Genomic DNA, 25,166 nt, shown 5'->3' with positions numbered 1-25,166 from the left:
TTCTGTTTAAAACTGTAAATATTTCAATTTGAACGGCTTTATACTCTGCTTTTTTAAAGAATATAATCTGTGCTTACAAAATTTGAAGCTCTAGAATCCATTAAGTCTTTTAAAATAGCATTGTTGTAATCATTGTCTTTTGAAGCCACAAACGTTCTAATTGAAAACGAACGTAAGGCGTCATGAACACTAAGCGTTGCAACAGCTGAATCTTTTCGCCCTGTAAACGGATAAACATCTGGTCCACGTTGACAAGAACTGTTTAAATTTACTCTACAAACCAAATTCACTAAGGTGTCAATTAAAGGTGCTAAGGTTTTTACATCTTTACCAAATAAACTTACTTGTTGTCCATAATTAGATTCGGCCATATCATCTAATGGTTCTTCAATATCTGAAAAAGGAACAACAGGAATTACAGGTCCAAATTGTTCTTCTTGAAACACTCGCATATCTTTTGATACAGGATATAAAACGGCTGGGAAAATATAATTATCTGTAGTTTCTCCTCCTTTTGTATTAATCACTTTTGCTCCTTTTTCAGTAGCATCGTCAATTAATTCTTGAATATAAAGTGGTTTATCTGGTTCTGGTAATGGTGTTAATTTTGCACCACCTTCCCATGGATTTGCAAATTTTAGGGCATCTACTTTGGCAGAAAAACGTTTGTTGAATTCCTCCACTATGTCTTCATGAACATATAATACCTTTAAAGCGGTACAACGTTGACCATTAAAAGAAGTTGTACCTGCAATACATTCGTCAATGGCCAAATCTAAATCTGCATCTGGTAACACGATCGCAGGATTTTTTGCTTCCAAACCTAAAACTAGACGTAACCTGTTACTTTTTGGATGTTGATTCTGTAAAGCATTTGCAGATTTGCTATTTCCTATTAAAGCTAAAACATCAACTTTTCCAGATTGCATAATTGGTGCAGCAACAGTTCTTCCACGACCATAGATAATATTTACAACGCCTTTTGGGAAACTACTTCTAAATGCTTCCAACAACGGTGAAATCAATAAAACACCATGTTTTGCGGGTTTAAAAACAGCTGTATTTCCCATCATCAATGCAGGAATTAAAAGCGCAAATGTTTCATTTAATGGGTAATTATAAGGGCCTAAACAAAGTACAACACCTAAAGGTCCTCTTCTAATGTGTGCGTTAACACCAGAGTTTTTTTCAAACTTAGCGCTATCGCGATCCATTTGTTTGTAATCTTCAATAGTATCGTAAATATATTCAACGGTTCTATCGAATTCCTTTTCAGAATCGGGAAGATTTTTTCCAATTTCCCACATTAATAATTTTACGACTTCGGCACGCTTGGTTTTCATTTGTTCTACAAACTTTTCCATACACGCTATTCTATCCACAACCTTCATTGTTGGCCATAATCCTTGGCCTTTATTGTAGGCAGAAACGGCAGAATCTAAAGCTCTTAAAGCTTCTTTTTTTCCTAATGTCGGAATGGTTCCGAGTAATGTAGGCTTGTAGTCTTCAGTTGACGAAATGGTGGAATAGACCTTAGAGGTTTCTCCGCGCCACGGAATCAATCCACCTTCTGTTAAATAGGTGTTTTGTTCGACTAATTCTTTAATTTGAAATTGCTCTGGAATATTCTGAGATGTAGAAGTCATAAAATTTAATTTTAATTCAATATTATTTATCTTAAAGATACCAAAATGTATCCTTTAGGACGGTTAAGTTTGTGTTAAGCTATATGAAAGTATATAGTTGTTGTATCAATAGACATTAGAACCAAGACGAAATTCAAACTAATGGATAAGCATTTTTATTTTAAGGTGATTTATCCAAAAGCATACTTTTTAAACTTTAAAAAAGCCTTGAGACCATATCCTGAAATTTAGATTAACACTAATAATTCTTATACTAAGAACTGAAATAAGTCTGGCTTGTCATTTAAATAATCACCATAAAAATTATTACGCTTCATTTTAGCAATTAATGGCTCTAAGTCATCGGGCGACTTTAACTGTAATCCTACAACGGCAACTTCGTTTTCTCGGTTAGCTTTTTTTGTATATTCAAAATGGGTAATGTCATCTGTTGGGCCCAATATATCAACTACAAAATCTCGCAATGCTCCGGCACGTTGCGGAAACTTAATGATAAAATAGTGTTTAAGTTGCGCATAGAGTAATGCGCGCTCTGTTATTTCAGCCATTCTAGTGATATCGTTATTGCTTCCGCTGATAACACACACCACATTTTTGCCTTTAATTTCTTCTGAGAACTGATCTAGCGCACATAAACTTAAGGCACCTGCTGGTTCAACAACTATGGCATCTTTATTATATAAGCTTAAAATAGTTTGACAAATTTTGCCTTCATCTACAGTGACAACACGATGTAGTGTTTCCTTACAAATGGAAAAACTTAAATCACCAACACGCTTTACTGCAGCACCATCTACAAAATTATCTATGGTTTGTAATTCTGTATTTTTATTTTCTCGAATAGAGGTTAACATGGCTGGTGCACCTTTTGGCTCTACGCTAATAATTTTTGTTTGCGGCGATAGAATTTTAAAAACAGAGGATAGTCCTGCTGCTAGTCCACCACCACCAACAGGTAAAAACACATAATGAATTGGATGTGCTTTAGCTTGGTCTATAATTTCTAAACCAACCGTTGCTTGTCCTTCAATAACTTTTTCGTCATTAAAAGGGTGAATAAATGTTGAGTTTAACTCTTCGCATTGTTGCATTGCGGCATGGTAAGCGTCATCAAAAGTGTCACCAACTAAAACAACATCTACATAATCTTCGCCGAACATTTTTACCTGTTCAATTTTTTGATTAGGTGTTGGCGAAGGCATAAAAATGGTGCCTTTTAATTTTAATAATTTACATGAAAGTGCTACACCTTGTGCGTGATTTCCGGCACTAGCACATACAATTCCGTTTTCAATTTGTGATGAATCTAAAGATGATATTTTATTGTAAGCTCCACGAATTTTATAAGAACGAACCTCTTGTAAATCTTCTCGTTTTAAAAATATGTTTGCTTCATAGTCCTTAGAATATCTTGCGTTTTTAATTAAAGGGGTTACTGATGCTATACCTTGTAAATTTTCGGCAGCTGCTTCAATTGCTTTTAATGTTGGTCTGTATGTTGTTTTGGTGTCTTTCATGTGCATTTCCCTTGGAGGTGGGAATCTCTTTTCGTTTATAAGACCTATCAGGTTTTAACTTCGGCTATACTTTGCGACCTTAAAACCTGATAGGTTAAAATTGTTTTATGCTAATACTGAATCGGCTTCTTTTACTTCTTCTGTTTTAATAACTTTCATTGCTGTCATAGCCGCACGTAAACGTTGACCAACAGTTTCTATGGGGTGATTTCTAATAGCATCGTTAACTGCAATTAACTCAATATTATCAACTCCTGTTGTTTTTGAAAACGGTTTTCCGATAATATCAGTATTAACAGTTTTCATAAAATCAGTTAATAATGGTTTGCAAGCATGATCAAATAAATAACAACCGTATTCCGCCGTATCAGAAATAACACGGTTCATTTCAAATAATTTCTTTCTAGCGATGGTGTTAGCGATTAATGGTAACTCGTGCAGCGATTCGTAATATGCAGAATCTTCAATTATTCCTGCGCTTACCATAGTTTCAAACGCTAATTCTACACCAGATTTTACAAAAGCAACTAATAAAACACCGTGATCAAAATACTCTTGTTCTGTAATATGATCTGATGTTAATGGTGTTTTTTCAAAAGCAGTTTCTCCTGTTGCAGCTCTCCATTTTAAAAGATTTACATCGTCGTTTGCCCAATCTTCCATCATGGTTTTTGAGAAGTGACCCGAAATAATATCGTCCATATGCTTCTCAAAAAGTGGACGCATAATATCTTTTAATTCCTCAGATAATTCGAAAGCTTTGATTTTTGCAGGATTAGATAAACGGTCCATCATGTTGGTAATTCCTCCGTGTTTTAAGGCTTCTGTAATAGTTTCCCAACCAAACTGAATGAGTTTCGCTGCATAACCAGGTTCAATGCCCTCTTCAACCATTTTGTCGAAAGATAAAATGGCTCCCGTTTGTAATAAACCACAAAGAATAGTTTGTTCTCCCATTAGATCACTTTTTACTTCCGCAATAAACGATGACTCTAAAACGCCAGCACGATGACCTCCAGTTGCTGCAGCATAAGCTTTAGCCTGAGCCCAACCTTTTCCTTCTGGATCATTTTCTGGGTGAACAGCTGTTAATGTTGGTACTCCAAATCCTCTCTTATATTCTTCTCTTACTTCTGTTCCTGGACATTTTGGTGCTACCATAATTACCGTTATATCTTCACGGATTTTTGTGCCTTCTTCAACAATATTAAACCCATGAGAATAGCTTAATGTCGCTCCTTTTTTCATTAAAGGCATTACGGCTTTTACAACATTTGTATGTTGCTTGTCTGGTGTTAAGTTTAACACTACATCTGCCGTCGGAATTAGCTCATCATACGTGCCAACATTAAAGTCGTTAGATGTTGCGTTCTTAAAAGAATCACGTTTTTGGTCAATAGCCACTTGCCTTAACGCATAGGAAATATCTAATCCGGAATCTCTCATATTTAACCCTTGGTTAAGCCCTTGCGCACCGCAACCAACGATTACGATTTTCTTTCCTTTTAAAGCGTCTACACCATCTTCAAATTCTGAAGCGTCCATAAAACGACATTTTCCTAATTGCTCTAACTGTTCTCTTAATGGTAATGTGTTGAAATAATTTGACATTTTGTTTGTTTTTATTTGAGAGTAAAAAAATTATAAAAGGTTCAATGTTAAAACGTTTTAATTTCTAAGTCTCTATTCAATTCTTTTTTTTATTAATAATGTAATGCTTTAAGCATTGTTGATATTTTCATTTCGTCTTTTGTAACTGCAATACGTCCTGAGCGCGTAAATTGCATAATACCGAAAACGGATAATTCTCTGTGTAATAGATCAATTTCTTCTTTTCTTCCTGATTTTTCTATAACGAAGAATTCACGGTTTACAGTGACAATTCTAGCGTTACTTTCTTTAATGATATTCTGAATTTGGCGTTCGTCAAACAATAAATTAGATCTCATTTTAAAGATACACGATTGCTGATAGATGATTTCTTCTTCAGTATGATAGTAGGCTTTTATGACCTCGACTTGTTTTTCAATCTGACCGCGAATCTTTTTCATTTGAGATTCGGTAATATTGACAACAATAGTAAATCTTGAAACGCCATCGATTTCAGAAGGTGATGTATTTAAACTCTCAACATTCACATGTCTTCTTTGGAATATTGCTGAAATCCTATTCAACAATCCAATATTGTTTTCCGTATAAATAGAAACGGTATAATGTTTAATTTCTGTACTCATTGTTTTTAAGCTTTTCTATTAGCTTTCATTATTATATTTATTCGTCACTTCGAGTGGTTTTATTGAGGAACGAGATAAAATTGTATCGAGAAGCTACTTAAATTGTTCTCGATACAAATTTTAAATTCGTTGCACTTCTTTGAAATTCACTCGAACTGACGTTACTCTAATCGTATATCTGAAACACTTGCTCCTGTTGGGATCATTGGGAATACATTATCTTCCTTTTCTACTCTCACTTCTAAGAAATAAGGACCTTCACAGTCGATCATTTCTTTTATAGCCGCTTTTAAGTCTTTTCTTTCTGTTACTTTTTGAGCTTCAATATGATAACCTTTGGCAATGGCTACAAAATCTGGATTCACCATTTCGGTAGAAGCATAGCGTTTATCAAAGAATAATTGTTGCCATTGACGTACCATTCCAAGGAACTCATTATTTAAGACCACAATTTTTACAGGTACTTTTTGTTGAAAAATTGTTCCTAATTCTTGAATGGTCATTTGGTAACCGCCATCTCCAGCTATCATAACGACTTCTCTTTCTGGTGCTGCCATTTTTGCACCAATAGCTGCTGGTAAAGCAAATCCCATAGTGCCTAAGCCACCAGATGTAATATTACTTTTTGTTTTGTTGAATTCGGCATAACGACAAGCAATCATTTGATGCTGACCAACATCACTTACAATAGCAGCTTCTCCTTCAGTTGCAATGTTGATTTCTTTCAACACTTCAGCCATAGTTATACCGTCTTTTGTGGGATGTAAATCGTGTTTTATGACTTTTTCAAACTCAATCTTATATAAGTCTTTAAATTCTTGATGCCAATCTGTATGAGAATTCTTATTTAATAATGGTAATAATTGTTTTAAACTCGCTTTTGCATCTCCAAGAACAGCTACATCTGATTTCACATTTTTATCAACTTCGGCTGGATCAATTTCGAAATGCACAATTTTAGCTTGTTTTGCATAGGTGGCTAAATTTCCTGTAACACGATCGTCAAATCGCATTCCTATGGCAATCAATACATCACATTCGTTAGTTAATACATTTGGCGCATAATTTCCATGCATGCCAACCATACCAACATTTAATGGGTGAGATGTTGGAATTGCAGAAGCCCCTAAAATGGTCCAAGCAGAAGGGATTCCTGCTTTTTCAATGATAGCTTTAAATTCTTCTTCGGCTTTTCCTAAAATAACACCTTGTCCCCAAACTATCAATGGCTTTTTTGCAGAATTAATAAGTTTAGCTGCAGCTTTTAACGAATTTTCATCCGTATCTGGAACTGGCTTATAGCTTCTAATGCCTTTACATTTTTCGTACTTAAAATCGAATTCTTCAAATTGAGCATCTTTAGTAATATCAATGAGTACAGGTCCTGGTCTTCCACTTTTAGCTATATAAAATGCCTTAGCAAAAGCCTCAGGGATTTGAGATGCTTCAGTGACTTGACAATTCCACTTGGTCACCGGAGTTGAAATGCCGACGATATCAGTTTCTTGAAAAGCATCACTACCTAATAAATGCGAACCAACCTGACCAGTGATACAAACCATTGGTGTAGAATCGATTTGAGCATCAGCAATACCAGTAATTAAATTAGTAGCTCCTGGACCAGAAGTTGCCATGCAGACACCAACTTTTCCAGAAATACGTGCATAACCTTGTGCAGAATGCGTTGCACCTTGCTCATGACGCGTTAAGACATGATGAATTTTGTCTTGATACTTATATAATTCATCATAAACTGGCATAATTGCACCACCAGGATAACCGTAAAGGGTATCAATACCTTCGGCTAGTAAACACTTTATAACCGCTTCACTACCAGAAATACGTTCTGTGGTTTCTGATGCTTTAGCTTGTTTTTGTATGGTTTGAGTTTCTTTCATGTTTATTAAAATCTATTTGAGACTCTTCGACTAGGCTTAGAGTGACATTCAAGAACTATATTTAGAATTAAAATTCATCGGTTACACATCCTTTAGATGCTGATGATACTGTTTTAGCGTATTTATATAAAACACCACGTTCAAATTTTAATTCTGGTGTTTTCCATTTTTCTCTTCGTTTTTGTAACTCTTCTTCAGAGACTTCTAGGGATATTGAATTCGTTTCAGCATCAATTGTTATGATGTCTCCATCTTTCACAACTGCGATTGTACCTCCTTCTTGTGCTTCAGGTGTAATGTGCCCAACAACGAAACCGTGGGTTCCTCCAGAAAATCTTCCATCTGTAATTAAAGCGACATCTTTCCCTAAGCCAGCTCCCATTATTGCAGCCGTTGGTTTTAGCATTTCAGGCATTCCAGGACCTCCTTTTGGGCCTTCGTATCTAATGACAACGACATCTCCTTTTTCTACTTTTCCGTCTCTAATTCCGTCGTTTGCTGCGTATTCTCCTTCAAAAACTTTCGCTTTTCCACGGAAACATAGACCTTCTTTTCCGGTGATTTTAGCAACACTTCCTTCTGTTGCTAAGTTGCCATACAACATTCTTAAGTGTCCGGATATTTTAATCGGTTCTTCAATTGGTTTTATAACGTCTTGTCCTTCTGTTAAATCAGGAACATCTAATAAGTTTTCAGCAATGGTTTTTCCTGTAACGGTTAAACAATCTCCGTGAATGAGTCCTTTTTTTAATAAATATTTTAAGACTGCCGGAATGCCTCCAACAGCGTGCACATCTTCCATTAAATATTTTCCGCTTGGTTTTAAGTCGGCTAAAAACGGTGTGTTGTCACTTATGTCTTGAAAATCTTTTAACGTAAAATCTATTTGAGCTGCTCTAGCAATTGCTAAAAAGTGTAGTACAGCATTTGTAGAGCCTCCTAAGATGGTTACTAACCGAACGGCGTTTTCTAGAGATTTTCTTGTTATAATGTCTGAAGGTTTAATGTCTTTTTCTAATAATAAACGTAACGCTTCACCAGCTTTTACGGATTCTTCTTTTTTAGCATCACTCAACGCTGGATTTGAAGAGTTAAATGGCAGTGTCATACCTAAAGCTTCGATTGCAGAAGCCATGGTGTTTGCTGTATACATACCTCCACAGGCACCAGCTCCAGGACATGCTTTTTCAACGATGTTTTGATATTCATTTTCGGTCATGGTTCCTGCAACCTTACTTCCCCAAGCTTCAAAAGCAGAAACAACATCTAATTTTTTTCCTTCGTGACAGCCAGAATCAATGGTTCCTCCATAGACTAGAATACTAGGTCTGTTTAAGCGAATCATAGCCATTAATGCACCTGGCATGTTTTTGTCGCAACCTACTACAGTTACCAAACCATCGTAGCTCATCGCTTGAACGACAGTTTCCATAGAATCTGCTATGATATCACGAGACGGTAAAGAATAACGCATTCCTGGTGTTCCCATTGAAATACCATCACTCACACCAATGGTGTTAAAAATTAAGCCAACGACGTCTTCATTTTTTGTGCCTTCTTTGACCAATTTTGCTAGGTCGTTAAGATGCATATTACAAGGGTTACCTTCGTAACCTGTGCTTGCAATACCAACAATAGGCTTAAAAAAATCTTCTTTGGTTAATCCAATGGCATGCAACATGGCTTGAGCTGCTGGTTGTGTTGGATCTTGTGTAACTGTTTTACTGTATTTGTTTAATTCGCTCATAGTATTTAGGCAAAATTGATTTGCAGAATCTAAATTAGTTGTTATACGATTTTTATTTACTAGTGTTATGCGTTTTTATTCTAAATTCAATAGTTTCATTATTAGTGTAATGTGTTGATTGTAAGTTTTTTAAATAGCATTTAATATGATGTCCAAGTGTCTTAAATTTTTGCATAAAAAAAGCCTTCCGAAATAGGAAGGCTTAAAAATTAATTATGTTTAATTTGTCATAGCATTCCTTGGCTTCGAGAAATAATCACGATGCTAATAATTGAAATGATATTAATGACTTGTTTTTTCATTTGTTGGTTCAAATATTAGAGATTTTATTTTGAATTCCTAATTAAATTTTAAAAAGAATCAATTATTGGAAGTAATCTAGGGATCAAAAGGTAAATTTACGTTTAAAACTTTTATAGGTGAAGGTTTTAGGGTAATGATGCATAATGATCAGTTTATTTTTGAAGACTCTAGAGCTAAAAAAAAACCTCAAGTTGTTCAGGGTGATGTAGATGCGTCAAATGGAATTGTTTAAATTGTTAAAGATATTTTGATGGTAAAAAAAATAATTATAGTAGAAACTCTATAGACTCAACTCAGGTTGGATCTTTATTTATCGTAATTTTTTCGATGTTTGAAGTCACTCAGAATGAAATTCTTATTTTTAAGCGTTAAATAATAAAAAATGTATTGTTACAGAATGAAAAAATTATTGCCATTATTATTTTTCTTCTTTGTTTTTTCATCAGAGTGTTATAGCCAATTCTCTCCAAATATTCATAATTACACATTGGCAGAATATAAGGCAGGTAACCAAAATTGGGATATTTCTAGGGCAGACAATGGTAAGGTCTATGTTGCAAACAATAGTGGTTTATTAGAGTATGATGCTTTAGTTTGGAAATTTTATCAATTACCTAACGAAACTATAGTTCGGTCGGTTTTGGCAGTGGATGATGTTGTTTATACTGGTTCTTATGAAGAATTTGGATTTTGGAAACGAGATGAATTTGGTACATTAGGATACCACTCATTAAGTGATATGATTCCTGATCTTATTTCTCCAAATGAAGAGATATGGGAAATCGTGAGCTTTAAGGATAAAATTATTTTCAGGTCATTTTTAAATATCTATATCTACGATTTTGAAAATGTTGTTCAGTTACGACCTGGTTCTGCTATTATATCTTGTAGTGTTGTTGAAGATGATTTGTATGTAAGTACGTTAAATGAAGGTGTGTTCTTATTGAAAGGTGAGAGATTAGAATCATTTTATTATAATGATTTACTGATAGATACTAAAATTATTTCTATTAATAAATTTAACGATAAGTTGCTATTGATGACGTCTTTAAAAGGAAGTTTTTTCTTAGATAAAGGTACTCTAATTGAGACTAATTTCAACATTAATGAGCAAATACGTCTTCAGCAGTTAAATGCATTTTCCATGTTAGAAAGTGGTGATATGGTTTTTGGTACCATAAAAGATGGTGTTTATATTACAGATAGTCTTGGAGTATCTAAATTTCATATAAGTAAAGAGAATGGCTTACTCAATAATACCGTTTTAGGTCAGTCTATTGATATAACCGGAAACCTTTGGCTAGGTCTAGATAATGGAATAGCCAGTATAGATCTTAATAGTAGTAATTATCTTTTTAATGATGTGTCTGGGGAATTAGGGGCTGTATATGATGTTGTAGAGTACAAGGACAATATTTATATTGGGACAAATACTGGCCTTTTTAGATTAGATAAAGATGAGAAGCTAAAGTTTATAGAAGGCTCGCAAGGTCAGGTGTGGGATTTAGATATTATTGAAGGTCAGCTTTTTTGTGGCCATAATGAAGGTACATTTATCGTCGACAAAGATGAGTTTACCAGTATTTCTACACATAACGGTGGTTGGACTATTAAAAAAGTACCAGAACAAAACCATACGTATATTCAGGGTACATATTCTGGTTTGGTGAAATTTGAAAAGATTTTAGGTGAATGGCATGTAAAACACCTTGGTAAAACTACAGTTCCATCGCGTTTTTTAGTGTTTGAAGATCCGCATACGGCTTGGGTGGCTCATGCTACAAAAGGTGTATATAGAGTTCATTTTAATGAGAATTATGAGGCAATTACTGAAGTAGAGAATTATCTAGATAAAGGCATTAGTTCTAATTATAATGTTCGCATCTATAATATTAGAAATAATATTAGTTTTAAATCTAACGATGGCTGGCAGAAATATGAGCCTATTCTAGATTCTATAGTGCCTTATGATTTGCTTAATGAGTTGTTAGGGAAGGATAGTTATATTATTTCTGAAGATAATACCGACCTTTTTGCACTTAAGTATAAAAATAGTTTTATAAAATTTAAATCATTTGATGATACTCAAGAGGCCTTTTTTTTAAATGATTTATTTTTGAAAAACAGGTATATCGTTGGTTATGAAAACGTTTCTAAAATTAAAGATTCCATCTACGCTTTAAATCTTGATAATGGGTTTATGATGCTAAATTATACGTCTATTCCAGGAGTTAGTCTGCAAAAACCAAAAATTGAGACGATGTCAATAAATGATATTCCGATGCGTATTTCTGCAATAGACGATGAATCTTTGGGGTTTAAGTTTAATGAAAGTATAGCCTTAGAATTGTCTTCACCTAAATCTCTAAACCATTTTTTTGAGTATAGTATTTCAGAAGGAGAGGCAGATAAAGCACACGATACGTGGTATAGAGTTGAAGGAAATAAAGTTGAATTTTCAAACCTAATTTATGGCGATTATACTGTTGCTTTTAGAAGTAGTGATAATGCTGGAAATGTATCGCCTGTTCAATCTCTAAGTCTAAATGTTTATCCACCTTGGTATAAAGATACATTAGGATATATATTGTATTTGTTATTAGCAGTTTTAACTACAGTTCTATTTTATACCCTTCACAATAGAAAAATAGCAAAGGAACAGCGCATAATAAAAGTTAAGTATCAAAAAGAACAGCAAAAATTATTGCGAGAAAAAACGCTAGAAAACGAAAAACGCATAGTTCAGCTTAAAAACGAATCCTTACAGAACGAAATCAAATTAAAAAGTAAGCAATTAGCTAATAATGCAATGGCTTTAGTTAAAAAGAATGAAACGCTTCAGGATATCAAAAAGGACCTGATGATTAACAAAGATGGTTTCAGTAATTATTACACATACAAAAAGATTGTAAAAAAATTAGATAATTCAATTGTTTTAAAAGATGAATGGGAAGTTTTTGAGAATAATTTTAGTCAAGTTCACGAGGAATTTTTTGAGGCTTTAAAGCTTAAACATTCTAAACTTACTCCAAAGGATTTAAAGATTTGTGCTTACATCAAAATGAATTTATCTTCAAAAGAGATTGCTCCACTTATGAATATCTCAGTAAGAGGTGTCGAAACCCATAGATATCGATTAAAAAAGAAATTAAATTTAGAAAATGATATTTCTTTGGTGGATTATTTATTGAATTTCAAAAATTGAAGGCGTTTTCTTACTTAGCTCCTAATTTGTAATACGTCATTTCTACGTCACTTTGTTAATTTCACCGCTACTACAACGTTTTTTTTATAGCTTTATATTACGTCAAAGTGAGTTTTATTTAAAGTTTTTAGCCGGTCTACGTTAAGAGTGGTGTATTTAAAATGTAAATATATTTTAAGTACTTTGAGTAATACGTTATAACTTCGGCATTGAATTAACTAATCTCTATTATTTAAATTAAACAATCTATAAATGAAAACAAAAACTAGTTTATTGTTGATGTTGTTTTTTTCAATCTGTTCTTTTGCGCAACAGTTAGAAATTAATGGAATCGTAACAAGTGAAAGTGATGGAATGCCCTTGCCAGGGGTTAATGTCATTGTGCAAGGTACAAGTAGAGGAACTACAACAGACTTTGATGGTAACTATACTATTAGCGTTGAGCGTGGTGTTCAACTTGAATTCAGTTATGTGGGCTTTATTACCCAGACCGTGACGATAGAAAATCAGACCGTTTTAAATATTACTTTAGAGGATGATGTTGCTTCGTTAAGCGAGGTTGTTGTCGTTGGTTATGGTACGCAGAAAAAAGCAGATTTAACAGGTGCTATAACCACCGTTAAATCTGAGGATATTGAAAAAACACCCAACAGTAATGTGATGCAATCACTTCAGGGTAAAGTAGCAGGTGTGCAAGTAGTCAGTAGTGGTTCGCCTGGTGGTTCGCCAACAGTTCGAATTAGAGGGGTGAATTCACAAGAAGGAGGTAATAATCCTTTATATGTAGTTGATGGCATGTTTTATAATACCATCGATTTTTTAGATAGCAGCCAAATTGAAACCATTTCGGTATTGAAAGATGCCTCCTCGATTTCTATTTTTGGACAAAGAGGGGTTAATGGAGTTATCATCATTGAGACTAAAAATGGAAGGCAAGAACAAAAACCTGTATTTACTTACAATGGTTATTCAGGGTATCAAAATGCCCAGAATGTGGTTAAAATGGCTAATGCAGAACAATTTGTAACAATGGCCTATGAATCGCAATCTCAGGCAGATATAGAATTTGTGGAAAATGCGATTCAACGTTTTGGTAGAAGTAGGGTTAATCCTAATATTCCAAACGTCAATACGGATTGGTACAAAGAAATTTTAAGAGTTGCTCCAATTTCTAGTCATAGTTTTGGTGTCGCTGGTGGTTCAGAGAAAACGACTTATGGCGTCAATGCGAGTTATTTTTCACAAGACGGGATTTTAGATATGAAAAACGAATACGAGCGTTTCAATATTCAATCTAACATTGAAATAGAATTGTCAGATCGCTTAACCGTTGGGACAAATGCAATATTTAGTAATTCTACACAATATAATCCGGAAAATGGGGCTTGGTTTCAAGCGTATTTTGCGGTACCAATTTTACCTGTTTTTGATGAATTAAATACAGAAGCGGCTCCAATTCCTTACTCAGATGCTAGTTTGTTAGGTTATCGTGGTGCACAAAACCCATTCCCTGTAATGACTTATAACAATAACCAACTTAAAGTTAGAAAGGTATTAGCAAGTATGTTTGTGGAATACGATTTAATTCCAGATAAATTAAAATTTAAAACCTTATATAGCCACGATTATTCTACAATTTCTGCTCGTAATGTTAGATTTCCTTATTTTACTTCTGGGGTATCGCAAAGAGAAACTTCGAATATTAAGCGTGAAGAAAATAAATTTTCAAATCAAAATTGGGATAATACATTAACTTATAACGATACCTTTGGGGATCATAATCTTACTGTGTTGGCGGGTACAGCATATAGAGATGAACAAATAAATGAATTTGAAGCTACAGGTTTCGATATTCAAGGTATAGGTCTAGAAAGTTCTTGGTACTTGGATTTTGCAGACCCTACTACATTTAGTAACCAAGTAAGTGAATTAGGAGATCGCCAATATTCCTTTGCTGTTTTTGGCAGGTTAGAATATAGTTTTAAGAATAAGTATTTGCTTAACGCTACATTAAGACATGAAGGAGACGGCAGGTTTCCTAGAGAAATATGGGTTACTACTCCAGCTGTTGGTTTAGGTTGGGTCTTATCTGAAGAAAATTTCATGAATGACAGTAACCTTTTTAACTTTTTAAAATTACGGGCTAGTTGGGGGCAATTAGCTAACGGATCGCTAGGTGGTAGTAGCGGGACCAATACAATATCTACTGAGGTAACAAGTATTGGTGATATACCTACTAACGGTATTTTGGCTACAAGTACTTTTCAAAATATAAAAAGAGAGATTTTAGAAGAAACGAATCTTGGTATCAGTGCACGAGCTTTTGACAACAAATTAAGTTTAGAGGTCGATTATTATGTAAGAGATACTAAAGATTTGGTATTACCACGACAAGTTCCTATTATTTCGCAAACGGTTCTAGATAATGTTGGAGAAATGAGAAATCAAGGTTTAGAAGTAGCTGCAAATTGGAACCAAATTATCAATGATAACTGGAGTTTTTCAGTAGGGGGAAATATAGCAACACTAAAAAACGAAGTAACCCAAATAAATACTGAACAAGGGTATTTAGACACCGGAAGTGCTGCTTTTCGTCAAAGACTGATAGTTGGAGAGCCTGTGAATGCGTTTTTTGGGTGGGAAGTTGATGGTGTATATCAAAATGAATCGCAAGTTGCAGCAGATCCTACTGCACAAAATGAGTTATCGGTGAACCAGAATCAGCTTGTTCCTGGAGATTTTATTTATAAAGACCAAAATAACGATGGTGTTATAGATGCTGATGACAGAGTAGTTCTAGGATCTTATTTACCGTCATTTTCTTATGGGGGAAATATAAATGTGAATTATAAACAATTCGACCTATCTGTTTCTTTTTCAGGGCAAACTGGTAACAAAATACTCAACCGTAAAAGAGGAGAGGTTATTTTTACAAATGACACTAATATTGATGCCGATTTCGCAATAAATAGATGGCATGGTGAGGGCACAACCAATACTTATCCTTCATCTGAAGGTAGAAGAAAAGCATGGAACCAAAGAATGAGTAGCTTTTTTGTAGAGGATGGATCGTATTTCCGCGTACAAAATATCCAATTGGCTTATACCATTCCGCGAAATGCACTCGGAGGAAAGAATATGCCTGAAGTGAGGTTGTATTGTACTGCAGAGCGTCCAATTACCATCTTTAATTATAATGGGTTTAATCCGGAGGTTAACGATGGTGTGGATCGTGAAACGTATCCTGTTCCTGCGGTTTATACTTTTGGTGTAAATATTAAAATTTAAAAAAAAATGCTAAACATGAAAAATATTAAACAAATAACAAAACAGCTCGCTTTATTGTTAGCGTTCTGTATGGTCGTTTTTGCCTGTAACGATAAATTAGAAGAAAACGATGGTCAACTCGCAGCAGATGATTTAGATTATACTGCATCGGATGATATGGTTTTGCCATTAATTGGAGCTTATTCTGCCGTGTACTCAAGAGGTTGGGAAGATCCTATTCTAATTGGAGTAAGAGGAGATGATGTAAACGCAGGAGGTCTCGGTGATCAACAGCCATTAGCAGATACAGACCTTTTTATTTATGATAATAACTATTGGATGTATAATCAAATTTGGGAGAATTTTTATGGTGATATTGTAAGAATTTTAAGTTCTCGTGAAACCATTCAACTTTATCAAAATTTTGCAACAGAAGATGAGTATTTGGATAGAGCAGACCAATATATGGCAGAATGTAAAGTTTTAAGCGGATTTACACATTTCCAAATGTCTAGGATGTGGGGAGATATTTTTATTATTGGGTCTACAGATATTGCTTTAGAATTAGAGAATGGTGTTAAAACCAAAGGCGAAGTAATGCAATATATTTCAGACTTAATGGATGAAGCGATGCCGTTTCTTCCAGATCAAAGACCTAATGAACGTCAAGATGTATTCGGCGGCGTTACCAAATACACCGCTTTGGCAATTAAAGCCTTGGCGAATCTAGAACTTGAAAACTATCAAGGTGTTGCAGATGCAACAGGAGCGATCATTGGTTCTAATAAATTTTCGCTGTATCCAGATTTTTATGAACTATTCAAAAAACCTGGTGAACTAAGTGATGAGAGCATCTTTGAGCTACAGTTTTCTGATTATAATACAGAGGATGGTGATGCAAATAATCATTTGTTTGCACCATTTGGACCTTCAAATTGGACGCCAGTTGTAGAAAGTGCAGCAGCAGGTTGGGGTTTTTATGAACCTAGTCTAAAGTATATCAAATTCATGATTGATAGAGGTGATCAAACACGATTAATAACTAGTGTAAATTTTACGCCAAGAGGAATGGATGAATTAATGACAGATCCTGAATATGCATCGTTACCCAATTATATATCTAATACAACACCAGATGGTGATATTTTTAATGATTATCCGAGAGCTATGTTTGCGAGTGGAAAGCATTATTTACCATCGAATCAATTAACTGAAGGTAGAACCGAATATGGATCAAGTAAAAATTTGATTGTTATCCGATATGCTGAAATATTATTAATGCATGCTGAAGCGTTAACACAAGGAGCAAGTAGTTCTGCCATGACCGCTGATGCAGCCGTAAATATGGTGAGGAGTAGAGTCGGTATGCCTACGCTTTCAGGCGTTACTAACGACCAAGTTATGGACGAGAAATTTGCTGAATTAGCAATGGAATGGGGCGTGCGTTATTTCGATATGATACGATTAGACAAATATGACGAATTAAGTTACGATGGCAGAACGTTTACAGCAGATAAGGAGTTTCTACCCTATCCGCAAGCGCAATTGGATTTATTACCACTTGAATAATAATTAAAACTTTAAAAAATGAAAACAATTAATAAATATATAATAGCAATTGCAGCCATGTTAATGATGGTGTCTTGCTATGATGGTATTGATCCAATCACAGAAGTAGATCCAGGTCCAGATACTGGTGCACCTATAGTAAGTATAATAAGTCCTGTTGATGGATTGTCTATTTTTGAGCCAAATCCAATTTCAACAATAAATATTGAGATAAATGTTCAAGATGATATTGAAGTAGGTGATATTACATTAACCTTGGATGGAATGCAAATTGCATATTTTTCTGCCGGAAGCTATTTGGACTATCGTATAGTAATTAAAGAATTGACTTATGACAACATAGCTATTGGTGATCATACGCTAACGGTTACTGCAACTGATTTGGTAGGAAATGAAACTACAGCAACAACAAATTTTACGAAGGAACCACCTTATACACCGTTATATCCTGGAGAAATATTATACATGCCTTTTAATGGTGATTTTACCGATTTGGTCACTTCAACCTCTGCTACAGAAGTAGGAAATCCAGGCTTTACTTCAGATAATGGCATATCAGCTCTTGCATATCAAGGGGCTGCGGATTCTTATTTAACGTTCCCGTCGGAAGGACTTGCTCAGGGAAGTAACTTTAGTGCTACTTTTTGGCTTAAAGTAGATGGCTCAGATACGAGATCAGGGATATTAAATATTGCTCCTCTTGATCCATCATCTCCATCAGATAAGCCTAGTGGATTCGGTTTAATTCGTGAGGGTAGTGCTTCAGCACAGAAATTTATATTATTAACCGGAAATGGTGATAATGCCACTTGGCTTAATCCAGGTGATCCTGCAACTATAGACCCAACACTTGAAGAATGGGTACACTTAGGGATTTCAATTTCTGAAAGTACTGTGGCCTTGTATTTGAATGGCGAATTAGCAGGACAGAGTGATTTTGCGGGTATTGATTGGACTGATGTTGGAGATTTAACCATAATGTCAGGTGGGCCAAATTTTAGCGAATGGGGCCATAACACTGAGAAAGGTCAAATGGATGAGTTAAGATTGTATAATACCACACTTACACAAAGTGAAATTCAAACCGTGATGTTGAAAGATCAAGCGGCTTTATATATGAGTTTTAATGGTAATTATAAAGATGCTGTTAGCGGCAATGTAGCAAGTGAAGTGGGTAATCCAAGCTTTAATTTTAGCGGAGGAATATCTGGTGACGCCTACCAAGGCGCTGCGGATTCATATCTAAACCTACCGTCAGATGAATTGGCACAAGGAAGTAACTTTAGCGCTGCATTTTGGTTGAAAATGGATGGGTCTGATACAAGAGCAGGAATACTTAATATTGCTCCAGCAGAGCCAGGATCTCCGTCAGACAAACCTAGTGGGTTCGGTCTCATTAGAGAAGGAAGTGAAACAGCACAAAAGTTTATTCTATTAGCTGGTAATGGGAGTAACGCAACTTGGCTTAATCCAGGAGATCCTGCGACCATAGATCCAACTCTTGATAATTGGGTGCATGTCGGCTTTGTAATTTCGGAAGATAAGACTGCAATGTACTTGGACGGAGCATTAGTGGGAGAAAGTGATTTTCCAGGAATTGATTGGACAGGTGTGGGTGATTTAGCAATTATGTCTGGAGACCCTAACTTTAGTGGATGGGATCATAAAACTGAGAAAGGTCAAATGGATGAATTGTTTATTTTCAAAAAAGCGCTTTCTGCGGATGAAATGACTTTATTGATGAATGATGGTCTTTAAAATATTATGTCTAACTCAGGTACATAATTTATAATCAATTATAAATATTTTGAATTAGTCTTCAACCTTTTAGCTGCATTTATAAAGTCATAAGTGCAGCTAAAGTTTATCCAAAATTTGATTCTGTAATGAAACAGTCAAAGCACATAGCCTATTTTGTTTTGATAGTATTGCTTTTAGTGAGCTGTAATAATACCAACAATTCTAAAGGGAAGACAGCGCAAGTTGAGAGTTTACCTGAAGAAGTTGTGGTATTTGATAGTCCATTATTAGACACTATTCAAAAACAAACCATCAATTATTTTTGGGAAGGAGCAGAACCAAACTCAGGGTTAGCAAGGGAACGGCTTCACATGGACGATATTTACCCAACGTCACCAAAAAACACCGTCACTACTGGCGGAAGCGGTTTTGGCCTTATGGCCATTATAGTAGGTGTTGAAAGGGGATTTATTCCAAAAGAGGAAGCACTGAATAGATACCTCAAAATTGTTGATTTTCTCGACAAAGCAGATCGTTTTCACGGAGCATGGCCACATTGGTTAAATGGAGAAACTGGTAAAGTCATACCCTTTGGAAAGAAAGATAATGGTGGAGATTTGGTAGAAACAGCGTTTTTAATTCAAGGTTTATTAACAGTTGCTGAGTATTATAATGGGAATACAGATAAAGAAAAACAGTTAGTTGCTAAGATTGACAGATTATGGAGAAGTGTAGAATGGGATTGGTACACAAAAAATGGTGAAGATGTTTTGTATTGGCATTGGTCGCCTAACTATGGTTGGGATATGAATTTTCCAGTTGGTGGTTATAATGAGTGTTTAATTATGTATGTACTTGCAGCAGCGTCTCCAACACATTCTATTACTAAATCGGTTTACGAAAAAGGTTGGGCAAAAGATGGAGAGATTGTTTCTGATAAAAAATTCTATGATGAAGCGGTTGTATTAAACTATTATGAACACAATGACTATTTAACTGGACCCTTATTTTGGGCACATTATTCTTATTTAGGCTTAAACCCAAATGGCTTGTCCGATCAGTATGCAGATTATTGGAAGTTGACTCAAAATCAGGCTAAAATTCATTATAAATATGCTGTAGATAATCCAAAGAATTTTAAAGGTTATGGGGATAGTCTTTGGGGATTTACATCGAGTTATTCTGTGAAAGGTTATTATGGCCACAGTCCTGAAAATGATATTGGAGTTGTATCGCCAACAGCAGCTTTATCATCATTCCCATATACTCCAAAAGAGAGTATGCATGTATTAGAAAATATGTATAAAAATCACGATAGTTTAGTAGGGAAATATGGGCCTTATGATGCTGTTAGTTTTGAGCATAATTGGTATGCATCAAGATATTTAGCAATAGACCAAGGTCCTATTCCGGTAATGATAGAGAATTATAGAACAGGCTTATTGTGGGATTTATTCATGAAAAATAAGGATGTACAATCAGGGTTAGATAAGCTTGGTTTCAAATATAAAAAACATTAAATAGTATGAGAGTTTACGGCTTATTGGTAGTGTTGTTATTGTTTTTTAGTTGTGGTTCAGATGACGGACCTGGTTACCAAGAACCTTATGATCCGAGTGATGACGATCCCGTAATACCATTAACGGATGAGGAATTAATGGATTTAACTCAAGAAACCACGTTTAAGTATTTTTGGGATTTTGCAGATGCTAATTCAGGTGCTGCTAGAGAGCGTTACCACCCAAATGCCTCTTCAAACAGTCAAAATGTGGTTACTACAGGAGGAAGTGGTTTTGGACTCATGGCAATTCTCGTTGGAATTGAACGCGGTTATATTACAAGAGCTGAGGGTTTTAATAGATTAAGTCAAATTGTTGACTTCTTTGAAACTGCAGATCGTTTTCATGGAGCATGGTCACATTGGATTAATGGAACAAATGGTAGTACTATTCCGTTTAGTGATCAAGATAACGGAGGTGATTTAGTTGAAACTGCTTTCTTGGCACAAGGGCTTATTTGCGTAAAAGAGTATTTTAAAGACGGTTCAACTGAAGAGGTTGCGTTGGCAACTCAAGCAGATGACTTATGGAAAGGTGTTGAGTGGGATTGGTATACACAAAATCAAAATGAGTTGTATTGGCATTGGAGTCCTAACAATGGGTTTGCAATCAACCTGCAATTAAAAGGTTATAATGAGACTTTAATCGCTTTCATTATAGGTGCAGCGTCACCAGATTACACCTTAGATCCAGAAGTATATCACCAAGGATGGGCAAATAATGGAACTATAGTAACGGCTGCAAGTCAATATAGTATTCCATTAATATTAGATCATGCAGGTTCTGGCACAGGACCTTTATTTTGGGCGCATTACTCTTTCTTAGGTTTAAACCCAACGAATTTATCAGATCAGTATGCCAACTATTGGGATTTGAATGTAAACCATACTAATATTAATTACCAACATTGCGTTACCAATCCAAACGGCTATAGAGATTATGGAGAGGATTGTTGGGGCTTAACAGCGAGTTATAGTCGAAATGCAGATGGGTCTACAGGGTATTCAGCACATGATCCCGAAAATGATTTAGGGGTTATTTCTCCAACGGCAGCCATAAGTTCAATTCCATATACACCAGAAAAATCATTAGCAGCAATGCGTTATTTCTATGGTAAAAAGGACATTTTATTAGGACCTGCTGGTTTTTATGATGCGTTTAGTCCTCAGTATATTGATTGGGTAACGGAACAGTATTTAGCCATAGACCAAGGACCAGAAATTATTATGATTGAAAATCATAGAACGGGTTTATTGTGGAACCTTTTTATGCAGAATGAAGATGTTCAAAATGGTTTAAACACGCTAGGATTTACATATTAAATAAATGAAAATGAAAAATCTATTATTAATCTTAGTATTTAGTGCAACGGTTTTAAGTTCATGTGACGTAAAAGCACAGCAACAAACTGAAGCTTCAAAAGATTCATTTTCTTTTGAACATCATATTGTAAGTGAAGACACGCTTAATTACAGAATGCTTTTGCCTAAAAATTTCGATGAGACAAAGCAATACCCATTAGTATTGATGCTACATGGAGCAGGCGAACGAGGCGATGATAATAAAAAACAACTCGCTCATGGGAGTAAGTTATTTTTGAGTGAGAAAAATAGAGACTCATTACCAGCAATAGTGATTTTTCCACAATGTCCTAAGAATGATTATTGGTCTAAGTTAGAGGCAGACCGCTCAACAAAACCAATCACTTTTAATTATAAATACAATGAAGCACCAACTGCAGCAATGGCATTGGTGATAGATTTAATGGATGAGATGGTGGCTAAACCGTATGTAGAGACAGACCAGGTTTATGCCATGGGTTTATCTATGGGAGGCATGGGAACGTTTGAGATTATTTATCGTAAACCCGAACTATTTGCTGCTGCTATTCCAATCTGTGGTGGAGGTGATCCAGCATCAGTGGGCACCTATGCTAAAACTATTCCTTTATGGATATTACACGGAGCAAAAGATGATGTGGTTGATCCTAAATTATCTTTAAATATGGCCTCTGCAATCATTAGTGCAGGTGGATTTCCTAAATTAACATTATACGACTTTGCAAACCATAATAGCTGGGATCCAGCCTTTGCAGAACCAGAACTTTTAAATTGGCTTTTTTCAAAAACAAAATAATACAATGACAAAACGATTTTACTTTAAACTAATAGCATTTTTTTTAATCACTTTCACTATTTCAAGTTGTAATTCAAACTCGAATTCAACAAAGAGAACTTCTGAAAATAACAATCCTTTTGAAGCTCAGGTAGATTCTATTTTGGGTCTAATGACTTTAGACGAAAAAATAGGACAGCTTAATCTTCCTGTTTCTGGAGATATTACCACAGGTTTAGGCAAGAGCTCAGATGTAGGTAAAAAAATCCAAGACGGTTTAGTAGGTGGTATGTTTAATATCAAATCTGTTGAAAAAATTAGAGCAGTCCAAAAGATTGCGGTTGAAGAAAGCCGCTTAAAAATTCCATTACTTTTTGGAATGGATGTTATTCATGGTTACGAAACAACCTTTCCAATTCCATTAGGTTTATCATCGACTTGGGACATGGAACTTATTGAAAAAACGGCACGTATGGCTGCAAATGAAGCTAGTGCAGATGGTATTAACTGGACCTTTTCACCAATGGTAGATATTTCGCGCGATCCGCGTTGGGGACGTGTTTCTGAAGGAAATGGTGAAGATCCTTATTTAGGAAGTAGAATTGCTGAAGCCATGGTAAAAGGATATCAACAAGATGACTTGAGTGAAAATAATACATTAATGGCATGTGTTAAGCACTTTGCATTATATGGTGCGTCTGAAGCTGGTCGTGACTACAACACAGTAGATATGAGTAAAATCAGAATGTATAACGAATACCTAGAGCCGTATAAAGCAGCTGTAGATGCAGGCGTTGGTTCTGTGATGGCTTCATTTAACGAAATAGATGGCATACCTGCAACCGGAAATAAATGGTTGCTTACAGATTTATTACGAGATGATTGGGGTTTTAATGGTTTTGTAGTTACTGATTATACTGGGATTTACGAAATGATGGCGCATGGTGTTGGTAACGAGGAAGAGGTTGTTGCGCAATCTTTAAATGCAGGAATCGATATGGATATGGCAGGTGATTCTCCTTCGGCTTCTGCAGCATTTGTAAAATCTTTAAAAGGTGCTGTGGATAAAGGCATGGTGAAAATTGAAGATATAGACATTGCTGTAAAACGTATGCTGACAGCTAAATATCAGCTAGGTTTGTTTGATGATCCTTATAGATATCTAGATAGTGATAGAGCAAAAAATGAAGTTTTTACAGATGAGAACAGAGCCTTTGCAAGAAAAGTTGGAGCAGAATCTACAGTGTTGCTTAAAAATGAAGATAATCTGTTACCATTGAAAAAAGAAGGGACAATTGCCTTAATTGGACCTCTAGCAAATAATGCTGTAAATATGGCTGGTACTTGGAGTGTGGCAACACAACAAGATAAATCTAATCCTTTTTTAGCAGGTTTAAAAACTGTTGTAGGTGACAAGGCAAATGTGTTATATGCCAAAGGAAGTAATCTCGATTACGACTTAGAATTGGAGCAAAGAGCAACTATGTTTGGTAAAGATATTCCTAGAGATGGAAGAACGGACAAGCAGTTATTAGACGAAGCATTAAGCATTGCAAATAAAGCAGACGTCATTGTTGCTGCTATTGGTGAGTCAGCAGAATTTAGTGGTGAAAGTAGCAGTAGAACAGAAATAGGAATTCCTCAGGTTCAAAAGGATTTATTAAATGCTTTGCTTAAAACAGGTAAGCCAGTAGTGTTAGTTTTATTTACAGGAAGACCTTTAGATTTGGTTGAAGAACATAAAAATGTTCCAGCCATTCTTAATGTGTGGTTCCCTGGTAGTGAAGCAGGTTTAGCTATTTCAGATGTGTTATTTGGTGATGTAAATCCTTCAGGAAAGTTAACAGCTACGTTCCCGAGAAGTGTTGGTCAAATTCCAATTTTCTACAATCATAAAAACACAGGGAGACCTTTAATGAATGAAGAAGGCAACTTTGAAAAATTCAGAAGTAACTATATCGATGAACGTAATGAACCTTTATATCCTTTTGGATACGGTTTAAGCTATACCAACTTTGATTATTCAAATTTAAAACTGAATACAACCACCATCGGAATGGATGGTTCTGTTGAGGTTTCTGTAGAAGTTACTAATTCTGGTGACTACGACGGTAAAGAAGTGGTGCAATTGTACACAAGAGACGTGGTAGGTTCAGTGACCAGACCTGTTAAAGAATTAAAAGGCTTTCTGAAGGTTGAAATTGAAAAAGGAGCGACTAAAACAGTCACTTTTAAACTAACAGTTGAAGACTTAAAATTCTATAATTCAGATTTAGATTTTGTAGCAGAGCCTGGAGAATTCCAAGTATTTGTTGGTACAGACTCTACAACCAAGATGATGGCTGAATTTGAATTGACAAAATAAA

General features: G+C 35.2%; 14 protein-coding genes. 8 read left to right on the top strand and 6 right to left on the bottom strand.

All coding sequences use genetic code 11. From position 1 onward, the window contains the following. Positions 1–53 precede the first annotated feature (53 nt). The 6 genes from ITJ86_RS01815 to ilvD form a co-directional block, all read right to left on the bottom strand. Positions 54–1,646 carry an NADP-dependent glyceraldehyde-3-phosphate dehydrogenase gene (locus ITJ86_RS01815; RefSeq protein ID WP_195869891.1) on the bottom strand — a complete coding sequence of 531 codons (1,593 nt, stop codon included), beginning with the start codon at positions 1,644–1,646 and terminating at the stop codon, positions 54–56. Between the two features lie 248 nt (positions 1,647–1,894). Continuing rightward, the gene (gene ilvA, locus ITJ86_RS01810; RefSeq protein ID WP_195869890.1) at positions 1,895–3,163 is read right to left on the bottom strand and encodes a threonine ammonia-lyase IlvA; all 1,269 of its coding nucleotides are present in this window, start codon (positions 3,161–3,163) and stop codon (positions 1,895–1,897) included. A gap of 105 nt (positions 3,164–3,268) precedes the next feature. After that, positions 3,269–4,774 carry a ketol-acid reductoisomerase gene (ilvC, locus tag ITJ86_RS01805; protein ID WP_195869889.1) on the bottom strand — a complete coding sequence of 502 codons (1,506 nt, stop codon included), beginning with the start codon at positions 4,772–4,774 and terminating at the stop codon, positions 3,269–3,271. Positions 4,775–4,866: 92 nt separating this feature from the next. Beyond that, positions 4,867–5,397 carry an acetolactate synthase small subunit gene (ilvN, locus tag ITJ86_RS01800; RefSeq protein ID WP_195869888.1) on the bottom strand — a complete coding sequence of 177 codons (531 nt, stop codon included), beginning with the start codon at positions 5,395–5,397 and terminating at the stop codon, positions 4,867–4,869. 161 nt (positions 5,398–5,558) lie between these two features. Next, entirely contained in the window at positions 5,559–7,295 is a 1,737-nt protein-coding gene (gene ilvB, locus ITJ86_RS01795) for a biosynthetic-type acetolactate synthase large subunit (protein WP_195869887.1), read from the bottom strand. Between the two features lie 67 nt (positions 7,296–7,362). After that, complete coding sequence (gene ilvD, locus ITJ86_RS01790) at positions 7,363–9,042, bottom strand: dihydroxy-acid dehydratase (protein ID WP_195869886.1); 1,680 nt, start codon at positions 9,040–9,042, stop codon at positions 7,363–7,365. A 700-nt stretch (positions 9,043–9,742) separates the two neighbouring features. Here ilvD and ITJ86_RS01785 point away from each other — a divergent pair. The 8 genes from ITJ86_RS01785 to bglX all read left to right on the top strand — a co-directional run bounded on the left by ITJ86_RS01785 (position 9,743) and on the right by bglX (position 25,165). Next, entirely contained in the window at positions 9,743–12,550 is a 2,808-nt protein-coding gene (locus tag ITJ86_RS01785) for a helix-turn-helix and ligand-binding sensor domain-containing protein (RefSeq protein ID WP_195869885.1), read from the top strand. A 252-nt stretch (positions 12,551–12,802) separates the two neighbouring features. Next, positions 12,803–15,838, top strand: a complete 3,036-nt coding sequence (locus tag ITJ86_RS01780; protein ID WP_195869884.1) for a SusC/RagA family TonB-linked outer membrane protein — start codon at positions 12,803–12,805, stop codon at positions 15,836–15,838. A 15-nt stretch (positions 15,839–15,853) separates the two neighbouring features. Further along, entirely contained in the window at positions 15,854–17,386 is a 1,533-nt protein-coding gene (locus ITJ86_RS01775; protein ID WP_195869883.1) for a RagB/SusD family nutrient uptake outer membrane protein, read from the top strand. 18 nt (positions 17,387–17,404) lie between these two features. Beyond that, positions 17,405–19,144, top strand: coding sequence for a LamG-like jellyroll fold domain-containing protein (locus tag ITJ86_RS01770; protein ID WP_195869882.1), 1,740 nt, complete (start codon positions 17,405–17,407; stop codon positions 19,142–19,144). Between the two features lie 128 nt (positions 19,145–19,272). Further along, entirely contained in the window at positions 19,273–20,646 is a 1,374-nt protein-coding gene (locus tag ITJ86_RS01765; RefSeq protein ID WP_195869881.1) for a glucoamylase family protein, read from the top strand. Between the two features lie 5 nt (positions 20,647–20,651). Further along, positions 20,652–22,007 carry a glucoamylase family protein gene (locus ITJ86_RS01760; protein ID WP_195869880.1) on the top strand — a complete coding sequence of 452 codons (1,356 nt, stop codon included), beginning with the start codon at positions 20,652–20,654 and terminating at the stop codon, positions 22,005–22,007. Between the two features lie 10 nt (positions 22,008–22,017). Beyond that, positions 22,018–22,821: a carboxylesterase family protein gene (locus ITJ86_RS01755; protein WP_230080182.1), complete on the top strand. Its 804-nt coding sequence runs from the start codon at positions 22,018–22,020 to the stop codon at positions 22,819–22,821. A 4-nt stretch (positions 22,822–22,825) separates the two neighbouring features. Beyond that, positions 22,826–25,165, top strand: coding sequence for a beta-glucosidase BglX (gene bglX / locus ITJ86_RS01750; RefSeq protein ID WP_195869878.1), 2,340 nt, complete (start codon positions 22,826–22,828; stop codon positions 25,163–25,165). Position 25,166: the final 1 nt, after the last annotated feature.

The sequence above is a fragment of the Winogradskyella marina genome, from assembly GCF_015645385.1.
Classification (GTDB): domain Bacteria; phylum Bacteroidota; class Bacteroidia; order Flavobacteriales; family Flavobacteriaceae; genus Winogradskyella; species Winogradskyella marina.
Note: the sequence above shows the minus strand (reverse complement) of the source record. Positions and strands in the feature narration are given on the sequence as shown.